The 15,519-nt window shown below is 32.4% G+C and carries 12 protein-coding genes and 1 other RNA gene; 8 read left to right on the top strand and 5 right to left on the bottom strand.

The window, feature by feature from the left end:
• The first annotated feature begins 3 nt into the window (after nt 1-3).
• From ACFSSE_RS08970 to ACFSSE_RS09005, 8 genes are all read left to right on the top strand, one after another.
• Nucleotides 4-1,080: an efflux RND transporter periplasmic adaptor subunit gene (locus ACFSSE_RS08970; protein ID WP_379043388.1), complete on the top strand. Its 1,077-nt coding sequence runs from the start codon at nt 4-6 to the stop codon at nt 1,078-1,080.
• An 8-nt stretch (nt 1,081-1,088) separates the two neighbouring features.
• The gene (locus ACFSSE_RS08975) at nt 1,089-4,187 is read left to right on the top strand and encodes an efflux RND transporter permease subunit (RefSeq protein ID WP_379043391.1); all 3,099 of its coding nucleotides are present in this window, start codon (nt 1,089-1,091) and stop codon (nt 4,185-4,187) included.
• Between the two features lies 1 nt (nt 4,188).
• Nucleotides 4,189-5,499, top strand: a complete 1,311-nt coding sequence (locus tag ACFSSE_RS08980; protein ID WP_379043393.1) for a TolC family protein — start codon at nt 4,189-4,191, stop codon at nt 5,497-5,499.
• A 63-nt stretch (nt 5,500-5,562) separates the two neighbouring features.
• Nucleotides 5,563-5,955: a response regulator gene (locus tag ACFSSE_RS08985; protein WP_379043396.1), complete on the top strand. Its 393-nt coding sequence runs from the start codon at nt 5,563-5,565 to the stop codon at nt 5,953-5,955.
• A 1-nt stretch (nt 5,956) separates the two neighbouring features.
• Entirely contained in the window at nt 5,957-6,805 is an 849-nt protein-coding gene (locus tag ACFSSE_RS08990; protein ID WP_379043399.1) for an N-acetylglucosamine kinase, read from the top strand.
• Nucleotides 6,806-7,074: 269 nt separating this feature from the next.
• A complete protein-coding gene (locus ACFSSE_RS08995) occupies nt 7,075-10,839 on the top strand; it encodes a S8 family serine peptidase (RefSeq protein ID WP_379043401.1) in 3,765 nt (1,254 codons plus the stop codon).
• Between the two features lie 369 nt (nt 10,840-11,208).
• Complete coding sequence (locus ACFSSE_RS09000) at nt 11,209-11,613, top strand: SRPBCC family protein (protein WP_379043404.1); 405 nt, start codon at nt 11,209-11,211, stop codon at nt 11,611-11,613.
• 24 nt (nt 11,614-11,637) lie between these two features.
• Nucleotides 11,638-12,015 (top strand): DoxX family protein, encoded by a 378-nt coding sequence (locus ACFSSE_RS09005; protein ID WP_379043406.1) that lies wholly within the window; start codon nt 11,638-11,640, stop codon nt 12,013-12,015.
• Nucleotides 12,016-12,066: 51 nt separating this feature from the next.
• Here ACFSSE_RS09005 and fsa read toward each other — a convergent pair whose 3' ends face one another.
• The 5 genes from fsa to ACFSSE_RS09030 all read right to left on the bottom strand — a co-directional run bounded on the left by fsa (nt 12,067) and on the right by ACFSSE_RS09030 (nt 15,518).
• Nucleotides 12,067-12,726, bottom strand: a complete 660-nt coding sequence (fsa, locus tag ACFSSE_RS09010; RefSeq protein ID WP_379043409.1) for a fructose-6-phosphate aldolase — start codon at nt 12,724-12,726, stop codon at nt 12,067-12,069.
• Nucleotides 12,727-12,955: 229 nt separating this feature from the next.
• An RNA gene (gene ffs / locus ACFSSE_RS09015) (signal recognition particle sRNA small type) lies at nt 12,956-13,054 on the bottom strand.
• An 83-nt stretch (nt 13,055-13,137) separates the two neighbouring features.
• A complete protein-coding gene (locus ACFSSE_RS09020; protein WP_379043412.1) occupies nt 13,138-14,370 on the bottom strand; it encodes a DEAD/DEAH box helicase in 1,233 nt (410 codons plus the stop codon).
• A 150-nt stretch (nt 14,371-14,520) separates the two neighbouring features.
• Nucleotides 14,521-14,988, bottom strand: coding sequence for an RES family NAD+ phosphorylase (locus tag ACFSSE_RS09025; RefSeq protein ID WP_379043415.1), 468 nt, complete (start codon nt 14,986-14,988; stop codon nt 14,521-14,523).
• Between the two features lie 83 nt (nt 14,989-15,071).
• The gene (locus tag ACFSSE_RS09030) at nt 15,072-15,518 is read right to left on the bottom strand and encodes an antitoxin Xre/MbcA/ParS toxin-binding domain-containing protein (RefSeq protein ID WP_379043418.1); all 447 of its coding nucleotides are present in this window, start codon (nt 15,516-15,518) and stop codon (nt 15,072-15,074) included.
• Nucleotide 15,519 lies beyond the last annotated feature (1 nt).

The following is a 15,519-nucleotide window of genomic DNA, read 5'->3' on the forward strand; positions in this document are numbered from 1 at the left end:
GCTATGAAAATAAAATATGTTATCTACGTTTTAATTGTTTTAGTATTAGGCTATCTTATTTACAACAGATTAACTTCTAGTAAAAATGATGCCGCAAAAATGGGTACTAATTCAAAAAATGCTGCTTCAAAAGAAACATCAGTTAACGGAATTATTGTTACTACTAAAGATTTTTCTAACGCAGTAAATGTTTCTGGTACTATTGAAGCTAATGAACAAGTAGAAATACGAAGCGAAATACCAGGCTTAATTAGAAGTATAAATTTTAACGAAGGTACTAATGTAAACGCTGGAAGTTTGTTATTAAAAATTGAGGACACCGAATTGCAAGCTCAATACAGACAAGCTTTAACCAAACAAAAGTTAGCGCAAGAAACAGAAGAAAGAGCAGGAAAGCTGTTGAAATCTGAAGCTATTAGCCAAGAAGAATATGACAATTCCGAAGCGGAACTAAAATCTTTACAAGCCCAAAGCCAGTTAATTAAAGCACAATTATCTAAAACAGAAATTAGAGCTCCTTTTTCTGGAAGAATTGGCTTACGTAATGTTTCTAAAGGAGCTTACGTTACTCCTACCACAAACATTGCCAATTTAGTAAGCATAAACCCTGTTAAAGTCACGTTTTCTGTACCAGAAAAATACAGTCAAATGATAAGGAACAATGTAGAAGTTAGCTTCACCATTGCCGGAACATCAAGAATTTTTAAAGCTAAAATTTTCGCTCAAGAGCCTGCAATTGATGTTAATACGAGAACATTAATTATTAAAGCCTTGGCAAATAACAGCGATGGCTATTTAATTCCAGGTACTTTCGCAAACATAAGTTTGCCTTTACAAACTGTTAAAAATGCAATTTTAATACCTTCTACAGCTGTAATTCCAATTTTAAGTGGCAAACAAGTTTATATTACAGAAAACGGAAAGGCTAAAGCAATTAAAATTGTTTCTGATGTACGTACCGATAAAGATATTTTAGTATCAGAAGGTTTAAGCAAAGGTGACACCGTTATTGTTAGCGGTATTATGGCTATCAAACCAGAATCGCCTGTAAAAGTTAAGTTAATAAACCCTGCAAAATAAAAGAGGTAATGAGTATATCTACAACAAGTATAAAAAGACCTGTTTTAACCATAGTTATGAATTTGATGCTCCTTATTTTTGGAGTAATTGGATTTATGTTTCTTGGGGTAAGAGAGTACCCTTCTATTGATCCGCCTGTAGTATCTGTTAGAACCGCTTATCCTGGCGCCAATTCAGATATTATTGAATCTCAAATTACAGAACCTTTAGAAAAATACATCAATGAAATAGATGGTATTAAAAACATTTCTTCTTCTAGTAATCAAGGGTCAAGTTCTATAACTGTAGAGTTTAATTTAGATAAAAACTTGGAGGATGCAGCAAATGACGTGAGAGACAAAGTTTCGCAAGCAGCCAGAAATTTACCTAAAGATATTGATGGTTTGCCAGTGGTTTCAAAAGCTGATGCCAATTCTGACGCTATTATATCCATGACCATTCAAAGTGATAAAAGAAATATTTTAGAACTGAGTGATTATGCAGAGAATGTGATTGCGCAGAGATTGCAAACCATACCAGGAGTTTCTTCTGTGCAAATTTGGGGTCAAAAAAAGTTTTCTATGCGTTTATGGTTAGACCCCGATAAACTTGCTGCTTATTCCTTAACTCCGCTTGATGTAAAAAATGCTTTAGACAAACAAAATGTAGAGCTACCCTCCGGTAAAATATCTGGAAAAAGCACAGAATTAACTGTAAAAACTGTAGGTAATTTAAGTTCTGCAGAGCAGTTTAATGATTTAATTGTTAAAAATGATGGGGTTAATATTATTCGTTTTAAAGATGTTGGTTTTGCCGAGTTAGGACCAGAAAACGAAGAAACTGTTTTAAGATCTGGCGGTACCCCAATGGTTGCCACAGCTATTGTACCACAACCAGGCGCAAACTATCTAAATATTGCAAATGAATTTTATAAACGCTATGATGAATTAAAAAAAGAACTTCCAGAAGATTTTAAATTAGATATAGTTTTAGATAATACTGTTTTTATAAAACGATCTGTTATTGAAGTTGTGGAAACTTTAGGGATAGCCATTTTATTAGTGGTAATTATTATTTACCTGTTTTTTAGAGATTGGAGTATTGCTTTTAGGCCTTTAATTGATATTCCTGTTTCTTTGGTAGCCACGTTCTTTATCATGTACTTGTTTGGTTTTTCTATTAATGTGTTAACATTATTAGCCATAGTTTTAGCCACGGGTTTAGTAGTTGATGATGGTATTGTAGTAACAGAAAATATTTACAAAAAAGTAGAAGAAGGGATGTCGCCTTTCGAAGCTGCAATAAAAGGATCTAACGAAATTTTCTTTGCTGTTATATCAATATCAGTAACATTAGCTGCTGTATTTTTACCAGTTATATTTTTAGAAGGATTTGTAGGCCGGCTTTTTAGGGAGTTTGGCATTGTAATAGGTGCTGCCGTTTTAATATCAGCATTTGTGTCTTTAACATTAACACCAATGTTAAATGCGTATTTAATTAAAAACACAAAAAAATCTGATTTTTACATTAAAACAGAACCATTTTTTCAAGGAATGAATGATCGTTACCATCAATCTTTAGAGAAATTTTTAAAAAAGAGATGGATTGCTTTTCCTATTGTAATTGTATGTGTGGGTATCATAGTGTTGTTTTGGAATATCCTACCAAAAGAAACTTCTCCATTAGATGATAGGAGTGCTCTTTCTTTAACCATTTCTGCACCAGAAGGTTCTTCTTTTGAATATACAGATGATTACATGAATCAAGTGGCAGAACTTATACAAGATTCTGTTCCCGGTAAAGCTGCTGATTTATCTGTTACTTCTCCAGGTTTCTCTGGTTCTGGCGCAACAAACACGGGTTTCTTTAGAATAAGACTTAAAGATCCAGATTTAAGGGAACGTTCGCAAGATGAAATAGCAGCCAAACTTACCAATGATGTTAAAAAGTTAAATGGCGCAAAAGCATTTGTTGTGCAACAAGCTACAATAGCTGTAGGAAGATCTAGAGGTTTACCAGTCCAGTTTGTAATACAGGCTCCTAATTTTGAAAAACTTCAAGAAAAAGTGCCCCTGTTTATGGATGAAATTGGTAAAAATCCTGTTTTCACCAATACAGATTTAAATTTAAAGTTTAATAAACCAGAGCTTAACGTTTCTATAGACAGAAATAAAGCGCAAGATTTAGGGGTTTCTGTTTTAGATGTTGCACAAACTTTACAACTTTCTTTAAGTGCACAAAGGTTTGCATATTTTATTATGGATGGTAAGCAATATCAAGTAATTGGGCAATTTGCTAGAGAAAAACGTAATAATCCTTACGATTTAAGTGCTATTTATGTTAGAAACAACGTAGGAGAATTAATACAATTAGACAATTTGGTAAATGTGGAGGAAAAAAGTAGTCCGCCACAATTGTATAGGAATAACAGATTTGTATCTGCAACAGTATCTGGCGCTGTTGTACCTGGTAAAACCATTGGCGATGGTATTGAAGCCATGAGAGAAGCCCAAGATAAAATACTAGACGATACTTTTTCTACAGATTTAGCTGGCGAATCTAGAGATTTTGCCGAAAGTAATTCTAACACTGCCTTTGCTTTTGGTTTAGCACTTTTACTGGTTTACTTAATTTTAGCTGCACAATTTGAAAGTTTTGTAGATCCGGTTATCATTATTTTAACGGTTCCAATGGCGGTTGCAGGTGCTTTTTTCTCATTATGGTTATTAGGGCAGTCTTGGAATATCTTTAGCCAAATAGGAACCATTATGCTCATAGGCTTGGTAACCAAAAACGGAATTTTAATCGTAGAATTTGCAAATCAACTCAAAGAGCAAGGTATGCCTGTGGCGCAAGCAATTAGAGAAGCGTCTGTATCAAGGTTACGCCCAATTTTAATGACAAGTTTAGCAATTGCTTTAGGAGCATTACCAATTGCTATGGCCTTTGGTGCAGCGGCAAAAAGCCGTATGAGTATGGGTACGGTAATTATTGGTGGTACATTATTTTCTTTGCTACTAACCCTTTTTGTAATTCCGGCTATTTATTCTTACTGGAGTAAGGAACATACAGAATCAAAAGCTGAAGCTGCAGAAAAAGAAATAAAACTAGCTGAAAAACAAAACTAAAATGAAATACTTTAGAAATATAGTTACTCTACTTTTTCTGTTATCTTCATTAAGCTTACAAGCTCAAGAAACATTAACACTAAAAGACGCTATTTCAATAGCTTTACAAAATAATTACAACATTAAATTAAGTAATAACCAAAATAAAATTTCTGAAAATGATTTAAGTTACGGAAATGCAGGTTTTTTACCAAATATTACAGGTACTTTTAATGATATAAACAATATACAAACTAGCCAAGTTGATTTAGCTAGTGGTGAAACCAGAGAAGTTGTTAATGCTAAAACAACTAATTTGAATTATGGCGTAAATTTAAATTGGAGAATTTTTGACGGGTTTCAAATGTTTGCCAATTACGATAGACTTAAAGAATTACAAAAATTAGGTGATTTAAATGCTAAAATCACTATTCAAACTACCATTGCCGATGTTATAGATGCTTATTACAATCTAATTGCGCAATACAAACAATTAGATGCTACAGAAACCGCTTTAGAAGTTTCTGCTGTAAGGTTAAAAAATGCAAATTCCAGATATACGCTTGGTAAGGGTTCTAAATTAGAACTTTTGGCCGCCAAAGTTGATTTAAATACAGATACCACACAATTATTGATGCAAAAAGACCTAATTAGAACTGGTAAGATAAGATTTAACCAGATATTAGCCAGAGATTTAAAAACAGAATTTGATGTAGCTGAAGATATTTTGATTGATAGAAGTTTAATTTATGAAACTTTAAAAGCTGATTTGGACATACAAAACCCGGATTTACAAACAGCTGAAATTAATAAAACCATTTCAGAAATTTTTGTTAAACAAGTTAAAGCTAACCGTTATCCAGTAATTGCTTTAACATCTGGGTATAATTTTGCTAATAACACCTCTCCTCCTACTGGTTTTGCATTGCGATCAAACTCTAGGGGTTTCAATTATGGTTTAACTGCCTCTCTTAATATATTTAACGGTTCGTTACAAAACCGAACAGAAAGAAATGCAAAATTAAGTTTAGAAAATTCCAACCTTGAGCTAGAGAGAATTAAGCAGGATGTGAATGCACAATTATTAACTACTTATCAAAATTATCAAACAACTTTAGAGCTTACAAACTTAGAAGAAAAAAATGTTGAAGTTGCAAAAGAAAATTTGAATATAACATTAGAAAAGTACAGACTAGGAAGTATAGTACCTTTAGAGCTAAGGGAAGCACAACGCAATTTTGTAAATGCCGCAGCTAGGTACGCAAATGCGCTTTACCAAGCAAAAATTAGTGAAATTACGCTAAAAGAAATTACTGGCAGTATTAACCTTTAAATTTTAGCTGTTAATAAATTATAAACTATTCTTTTTATATATTTGTTCACTACTAAAGAAATTATGCAAGTTTATAAATATAAAAAAGCACTTTTAATTGATGATAATTTCATTGACAACATGATTAATGAAAAAATTTTAAATGCAAGTGATTTTGCTGAAAGTATCATTATAAAACAGTCTTGCGAATCTGCAATTAATTATTTACAAGATTTAGAAAAAGAAAATCAGGAATTACCTGAAATCATTTTTTTAGATATCAGAATGCCCGTTAAAACAGGCTTTGATTTTTTAGTTGAATTTCAAGAAATACAAAGCATTAATAAAGAAGATGTTAAAATTGTTATGCTATCTTCATCTTTAGACCCTAGTGATCATAAAAAAGTAATTGAATTTAAAAACGTTACAGATTTTTTAGGCAAACCGCTTACTACCGAATTATTAAAAAATATTTAGAATGCTTCTTGTTGCAGATGGAGGTTCTTCAAAAACCGATTGGATTTTACAAACGAAAAACAAATCTTTAGAAAAATACAGTACCTCTGGTTTAAACCCCTTCTTTTGGTCTGAAAAAGAAATTGTAAGAAGCTTAAATAATTTTGAACCATTTAACTCCTTTGCAAACGAAGTTACCGAGCTTCACTTTTTTGGAGCTGGTTGTAGTAGCCCGGATAGAAGAGAGCTTATTTCTAATGCCCTTACTAATAGATTCAAAAATGCGTTTATTGCAGTTGAAAGCGACTTGTTGGGTTCTGCAATTGCTTGCTGTAAAGACACACCTGGTTTTAGTTGTATTTTAGGTACAGAGTCTAACATTTCTTTTTATAATGGGCAGGATGTAGAAAGTAACTTAGGCTTAGGCTATGTATTGGGCGAAGAAGGTTCAGGTACCTATTTTGGAAAAAAATTAATAACTGACTTTATTTATAAAACAGCTCCAAAAGATATTCTAGCAGCTTTTGACAAAGAATATCAACTTAATAAAGAAACAGTAATAAAAAACCTTTATCAAAAAGCAATGCCAAATTACTTTTTGGCATCTTTTGCACAATTTATGAGTTTGTATTATGACCACCCATATATACAAAACCTGCTAACTAATGGTTTTCACGATTTTATAAAATCTCACATTCTCCGCTATTCTAACTACAAAGAATATTATTGCCATTTTGTTGGTTCTATCGGATTCCATTTTCAAGAAATTTTAAAAACCGTAACCAAAGAATACGAAATAAATACAGGAATTATACTTGAAAAACCTATTGATGAATTGTTTGATTGGATTAAAAAGAGGGAAGGTTTTTAGTTTAAAGGCTTAAAACTTTTTTAACATCAAAATTATTTGTTAATATGATGAAACAATTTTGATGTTAATCTTTAGGTAGCCAATTATTTTTCAACACAATTCCATAATTCATTTGAATCAAGAATAGGGTTTAAATAATTATTAAATGCTTGAAAGTTATTTGTAATTGCACTATATAAATTACATTTATTTCATAAAAAATTTGGGTATTTTTACTAAAACTATAATTTGTTTTAATTCGTTTATAGTTTCACATCTCTTAAAATTATATGTTTAAAAAACTTATAACCATTTGTTTAACTGTTTTAGCTACTAAAGTTTCTTACGCCCAAGAAAAACAAGTTTTAGTAACAAAAAAACAGTTTGATAATTTAACACTTTTATCTTCTGAGTTAAGTACTAAAAATACAGAGAACAAACAAAAAGCTTTTGCATTAGCAAGAAAAAACAATTGGATTATTTTTAAAGAATATAAGGATGGAACAATTATATCATTACAAGGTGTTGATGATTTTGGTTTTCCGTTATATTTAACAACGTATAATAATACCATAGCTGCGGGTACAACCAATACCAATAGTATTTATAATGGAGGTAGCTTAGGTTTAAGTTTAAGCGGATCTAGCAATAATATATCTGGTAAAATGGGGATTTGGGATGGTGGTAGTATTTTAATAAACCACCAAGAATTTGCATCTGGTAGAATTGAACAAATTGATTTACCCGAAAGTTTAAGCTCACATGCAACCCATGTTGCAGGTACTTTGGTTGCTACCGGTGTTAACCCAATAGCTAGAGGAATGGCATGGGGTTTAAAGAAACTTTATGCTTATGATTTTAATAAAGACGATACCGAAATGACTTTAGCTGCTTCGCAGGGTATGTTGGTTTCAAATCACTCTTACGGCTTTATTGCTGGTTGGGATTATAACTCTGATGTAACACCTCCCCGATGGGAATATTATGGTTACCCGGAAAGTACAGAAGATTACAAATTTGGTTTTTATGATAATACTGCAAAAAATTGGGATTTAATTAGCTACAACGCACCTTTTTATTTAATTGTTAAATCAGCAGGAAACAATAGGAATCAAAACGGTCCTACTGTTGGTACAGAATACTATGGTTATGAAAGCACTAGCAGTTCAACTTTTGTTAGCAAAGGACCAAGACCAACAAATATTAGTAATAATAATGGTTACGATATTTTATCAACTACTAGTAATGCGAAAAATATATTAACAGTTGGTGCGGTTAACGGTTTGCCATTTGGCTCAAACAACCCAACTGACATTCAAATATCTAGCTTTAGCAGCTGGGGGCCAACAGATGATGGAAGAATTAAACCAGATATTGTTGCTAATGGCGTAAGTTTAACTTCTACAAATAGTTCTGATACAAGATCATACTCAACATTATCAGGCACTTCTATGTCTGCTCCAAATGTAAGTGGTTCAATATTGTTATTGCAGGAATATTATTCGCAGTTAAATACTGGCTCCTTTATGCGCTCAGCTACTTTAAAGGGTTTAATAATTAATACAGCTAATGAAGCAGGTTCGGCTTTAGGCCCTGATTATATTTATGGATGGGGATTGTTAAATATAGAGAATGCAGCAAATATCATCAAACTTAGAGGTAATAAAAGCATAATTACAGAAAGAACATTATCTCAGGGTGAGATTTACAATTTACAAATTACAAGTTCTGGTTATGGGCCACTAAAGGTTACTATTTGTTGGACAGACCCCGAAGGTAAGGTAGTTACAAGCGGAACAATTAATGATAGAACCCCTAAATTGGTAAATGACTTAGATTTAAGGTTAATACAGGGTGTTACAACGTTTTTTCCTTGGAAATTAAACCCTTTAATTCCTGCAAACGCAGCAACTAATGCAGATAATATTGTTGACAATGTAGAACAAATATCAATTCCAAATGCTGTACCGGGTCAAACCTATACCTTAAGAGTTTCGCATAAAGGGACGCTAACAAAAGGCCCTCAAAATTATTCAATAATTGCCTCAGGAGTTGGTGGCGTGGTTTATTGTACATCTGCTGCAAATTCTACAGCCGATTCAAGAATTGAACAAGTACAATTAGGAAGTATTAACAATACCGTAGCAAGTTCTTGCCGAAGCTATACAAATTTCACAGATTTAAGTACAGAGTTAGAGGCAGGTAAAAGCTATCCATTTACTATAAATTTAGGAACTTGTGGTGCAAATGAAGATAAAATTGCTGCAATTTATGCCGACTGGAATAGTGATGGAGATTTTAATGACGAAGGGGAATCGTTAGCAAAATCTTCTGTTTTTAATCAAAATGGAATTTTTACAGGCAATATTACAGTTCCAGCAAATGTTATTTCTGGTAACTCATCAATTTTAAGAATTGTTTTAAATGAAACTACCAACCCAAACTCGATAATACCATGTGGTAGTTATGTAAAAGGAGAAACTCAAGATTATAAAATTAATTTTATAAAATCAACAACTGATGTTGGAGTTATAGCCATAAATAGTGAATTAGAAAATTTATGCCCTACCACCCCAAAAAAGTTTTCCGTAAGATTAAAAAACTTTGGAGGAGCTAGTATTTCTAATATTCCAATAACTTTTACTTTAAGTAGTAATAATACTGTAATACAAACAATTACAGAGAATTTTAATGGCACTATTTTGCCAAATTACGAATTGAATTACACTTTTAATGCTGTTTTGTTAAATTTACAAAACGCCACAAATTACATTATTACTGTTAAAACTGCTTTAGGTAATGATATTAAGGATGTAAACGATGCAACTACAAAAAGTTTTACTACCTCAACACCACAAAATGCAGTTAATTTAAATGCTTCTGTTTGTGATAATGCTGCGGATTATTACCAGCTAAATGGTTCTGGTGATGGTTTCATATATTGGTACGCATCAGCAAACTCAGCAGTGCCCTTAGAAATTGGAAACAACGTTTACACCAACACTGCTCCAATCTCCAACACTTATTATGCTGGTTTAAATAGCTTTAGAAGTTATTTTGGAGCCGTTAATAAAAATCAATATAGTGGTGGCCAGTATTCAGGTAATTTTGGGCCCAAACCTATTATTACGGTTAAAGCTCCAATGGTTTTAGATAGTGCTTTATTGTATGTAAGCAAAAGTGGTCAGCTTACTTTTACTGTCGAAACTTTAAGTGGAGTTGTTTTAAGCTCACAAACAATTAATGTAGAAAGAACAAAAACAACCGTAGATGTATCTACTGTAACCAATTTAATTGATGACGACCCTAATGATCCTGGTAAGGTTTATAAAATTGGCTTAGAATTTCCGGCAGCGGGTACTTATTATATTGGTATAAGTTTTAACGGAGCAACAATTTTTAGAAGTAATGTTGGTGTAAATAATATTCCAATCAATTTGGGAAACGGAATTATAAGTTTAACTGGCGCTAATTCGGCAACTACCGGAAATATAACAAATGCTTATTACTATTTCTATAACATGCTTTTTAAAGCTTTAGGATGTCCAACAAATACGAGACAAGCAGTAACTTTAGGTAAACCTTTAATTAACCAAATGGGTAACACACTAACATCTACCCCTGCTTTTCAGTATCAATGGTTTTTAAATGGAAATTCAATTGATGGTGCAACAAATCAAACTCACATAGCAGTAAGTTCTGGCTTGTATAGCGTTAATGCAATTAATTCTTCTGGCTGTATTTCTCGCTCTGATAATTTTAACTATGTAATTTCAAGTATTAAACCATCTGATGGTGAAGAAATAGGATTAAAAGCGTTCCCTGTACCCGCTAATGATTTACTTAATTTAGCTTTTGAAGTTAATAATAGAAGTAATTTAAACATAAGTTTAATAAACAGCTTAGGGCAAGTGGTTTATAATACTAAAGAAAACAATTTTATAGGTAAATACACGGATAGCATTAATGTGAAAAATCACCAAAACGGAAGCTATATTCTATCAATAAAATTTAATAATAATGTTTATACTCAAAAAATCAGCATTATGCATTAATGCTGATTTTTTAAACGATTGTTTCAAAATCAGGCTTTAAAATGTTTCTGTCGATATTTATCTAATCTTACATCTTTAAGTTAATATAAAATAACTCTAAAGCCTTAAACATCTGGGTAACTCATTATATCTGTTACTTTTTAGCACCCTTTCCAGCAATTTTTAAATACTTTGCAAAACACTATACTCTAACACCTCTTGTATATTCCCTTGTCTTTAAATAGATTTTTTTAGATAAAAAAATTGCTCTTGTTATATTAATATTCTTAATTTTAAAGAAAAGTTCAGTGATTTTTGAATTAATTTTAAAATTTTAGTCGGTTAGCCATATCAATCTAACTACATTTTTTGAATATAAAAAAGACTAATATGATAACAGTAGAAACAATTGTAAGCAATCAATTAAATAAAGTTTGGGATGCTTGGACTAACCCAGAGCACATCATAAAATGGAACTTCGCTTCTAACGATTGGCATTGCCCAAAAGCTGAAAACGATTTAAGAAAAGATGGCAAATTTTCTTATACCATGGCAGCAAAAGACGGTAGCTTTAGTTTTGATTTTTGGGGAACACATACCAATATTGAAGAATCTAAACTAATTGAAACCATATTAGGCGATGGCAGAAAAATGAAGGTGACTTTTACAGAAGAAAACGGTGGCGTAAAGGTTATAGAAGACTTTGAACCAGAAAATGAAAATCCAATTGATTTGCAAAAAACTGGTTGGCAGGCTATTTTAAATAATTTCAAAAAACACGTTGAATCACTATAGATTAACCACCCTAAATTTATGAACATGAAAAAAACAAAAATTTTATTCTGGGTAAGTACCACACTCATCTTTTTATTAGAAGGTGTAATGCCTGCATTAACATCTCAAACTGAAATGGCAAAAGAAGGGATTAGGCATTTAGGTTATCCTGCATACTTTGGAGTAATGCTTACAGTTTTTAAAGTGTTGGGGGCAATTACTTTAATTGTACCTCAAATACCTAAAAGAGTAAAAGAATGGGCTTATGCAGGTTTTGCAATAGATTTTATTGCTGCTTTTGTTAGCCATTGGGCAATTGATGGTTTTGTAATAGGGAATCAGTTATTTCCGATAGTCGCTATGGCTATTTTAATTGTATCGTACATTACTCATCATAAGCTTAACGCAGAAAAACCATTTTAAAGGCATAAAAAAACCTCCTTCTAGGGAGGTTTTTAAAATTCTAGCTAATAATTATTTGCCAGCTGCTTTAGCATGATCTGCTAAAAACTGAGCCAATCCGCTATCAGTTAATGGGTGTTTCAATAATCCTAAGATTGAACTTAATGGCCCTGTCATCACATCTGCACCGATTTTTGCACACTCTACAATATGAACAGAATTACGTATAGAAGCAGCTAAAATCTGAGTCTCATAACCATAGTTGTCAAAAATTAAACGGATATCTTCAATTAAACCAAAGCTATCTGCTCCTATATCATCTAATCTGCCTAAAAAAGGAGAAACATAAGTTGCACCTGCTTTTGCAGCTAATAAAGCTTGTCCAGCAGAAAAAATCAATGTACAATTAGTTCTAATTCCTTTATCGCTAAAGTATTTAAGCGCCTTAATTCCGTCTTTAACCATCGGAATTTTAACTACAATTTTATCATCAAGTGCGGCTAAAGCATCACCTTCTTTAATCATTCCTTCAAAATCTGTAGAAATAACCTCAGCACTTACATTATCATCAACTATAGCACAAATATCTCTGTAGTGTTGCAACACTTTCTCATCTCCAGAAATACCTTCTTTTGCCATTAAACTTGGGTTGGTAGTAACACCATCCAATACACCTAAATCTTGTGCTTCTTTAATTTGAGCCAAGTTTGCGGTATCAATAAAAAATTTCATATTATTTTAATTTTTGGTTGTTTAAATTATATTAATCGAATGACTTTTAAAGAAAAACTTACCATGTCGATTTAAAAGCCCAAATATATCAGTTTCTTTATTAAAATGATGTTATTATTTCAAAAATGAATCTCAATAAAACAATTGTGCTATAAAAAAAACCAAATGGACTAGACTTAATTGTTGGGAGAAAAGTTTGATATTTATTTTGAAAGAGAAAAGAAAAAAAATGGGCTAGCAACTTCTATCGCACCGCTACAACTTCTTACCCTTGCTGCGTTCCCACCCTGGGGGAGTTCAGAAGGAGCTGGTCGTAGAAGACTAACCCAGCACAAAGGTATCATTTTTTAACAGAATCTTAAACAAGAATTCATATTTATGCTTAAGAACCTGATAATCAAAAATAAAAAATTATTTACGTTTCTTTTTCTTTTGTTTAGACATAGCTTCGTTTTCATTAATTAGCGATTGCCAATCATTTTGATGCCCTTCTGAAATGGCTAAAGTTTCTTCGTATTCCGTTTTTTTAATGCTCATTAACTTAATAGGTTGTGTTAAATAAGTCTCAATTTCTTCTAAAATTGGTTTTTCTTCTTCACTACAAAAAGAAATAGCAGTACCGCGATTGTTTCCCCTACCTGTACGGCCCACACGGTGAACGTAGTTTTCTGCAACATCTGGCAAATCGTAATTTATTACATACTCAACGCCTTTGACATCCAAACCACGGGCACTTACATCTGTAGCCACTAAAATTTTAACCCTACCTTCTCTAAAATCATCCAAAACTTTAAATCTATCCTCTTGCTCCTTATCGCCATGTAAAGTTGCAGTAACAATATTTACACGTTCCATAGCTTTAAAAACACGTTCTGCCCGCACTTTTGTACGCACAAAAACCAATATTTTTTGGTCGGGATGCTCTTTTACAATTCGCTCTAAAAAGAAACGCTTATCGTCCATTGCCACATAAGCCACCGCATGATCTACATTTTTAGAAACCGGATCTTTAGGAGAAATCTGAATTCTTACCGGCTTACTTACCAAAGCGTAAGCTAAGTCTTTAATGTTTTCGTCAATAGTTGCTGAGAAAAATAAGGTTTGTCTTCTACGAGGTAGAAATTGTAATATGTGTTTAATATCGTTATAAAAACCCTTATTCAACATGTGATCGGCTTCATCCAAAACCAAGAAATCTATTTTTTTAAGATTTAAATGCCCTTTATGTACCAAATCAGAAATTCTACCGGGTGTTGCAATTAAAACATCAACTCCTCTTCTCAGCTTTTCAACCTGAGGTTCAATATCAACACCGCCAATTAAAGAAATCGTTTCCACATCTGTATATTGACCTAATTCTTTAAAAACTTGCTCAATTTGCATGGCTAATTCTCGGGTAGGCACCATTACCACTGCTTTTACATTTTGCTCTGGCTCGCGGTGTTTGTTTTGTTGCAACATGCTAATTAGCGGAATTGCAAAAGCGGCAGTTTTACCTGTTCCTGTTTGTGCAATGGCTAAAATGTCTTGTCCCGATAATATTTGTGGAATAGATTTAAACTGAATATCAGTAGGTTTTTTAAAGCCTAAATCGTCTAAACTCTTTTTTAATTCGGGTACAATGTGGTATTTACTAAATTTCATTTGGCTGCAAATATAAGCATTGCATAATTGTTTAGGTTTTTATTATTTTGAAGCAGATCAAAGTTAAATATCAATTCCTTCAAAATTAATCTTACTATTTTCCATTTGGCAGATTAGCTTTTAGCTTTCTGCATTTTGCCTTAGCCTTTTCTAAACATCCATTTTCAACCTCGTGTCAAAATCAAATGGCTTAACATCTAAAACCTTAATTTTAGAAAAATCTGGATGTTGTGGGTTCAACAAATAGTTATATTCTCTATCTACTATGGCAGATGGCACTTTTAAAACTGCTGAATTCTGATTAAAAAGCCATTCATTACCTAATTTTTGGGTAATTGGATAATGCAAAACCTTAAACCATTCTTTATTTAGCTTTTGCAGCTTTTCTAATTTAATTTCTTCAACTAAGAGGCTATCATCAAAACTAATTACAGCCATTGAAAACTTTCCTGAGTTTAAAGCCGCACCGCTTTTATGCGCCAAAACTTCTAAGCAAGAAAGTGATGCAGAACCTCCGGTATAAATCATTCCTTCGCCTTCGCTATTCCAACGCCCAGCAAATCCTGGAGCTACAAGTGAGTTCGCAAACTTGGTTTGTGTAATTCTGTAAACAAGCATATTAAAAGCGGAACGCTTAAGACAAAAAGCTTAAAGCAATAAATAAAAAGGACAAAGTATGTTTATTTACATTAACGTATTCATTAAGCTAAAATACCGTGATCTATACGGTTTAACTCATTAATAACAATGTTAATACCTGTAATAGAATCTAATAAATCACTTGGTTTAGCACCGATACCAATATTGTGTTGAGGCAACCAGTTTTTGAAGTTATCTATTGAACCAAAGGTATCAATGCCTTTATCATAAAGCTCTAATAAAAACAAAACATGCTCACTTAAACTAGTACTTAGCTCTTTTGGATTACCTAAATGCTTACGTAAAGTTGGTTCTGTTAAATCTAAATTTTTAGCCATATCAAAACGGGTAGAACCACTAATCAATAACAAATCATTTAACGACTTTGAAGATAAACCGCCTTTAATAACTTGCAGCCTATTTACCGGAGATTCAAAGTAGGTTTGATAAGGCACTAGCATCTCCTCTACTACATTTAGGCTATCTTCTTGTATCTCATAATTTTTCATA

It is taken from the genome of Pedobacter alpinus, from assembly GCF_042684645.1.
Lineage (GTDB): Bacteria > Bacteroidota > Bacteroidia > Sphingobacteriales > Sphingobacteriaceae > Pseudopedobacter > Pseudopedobacter alpinus.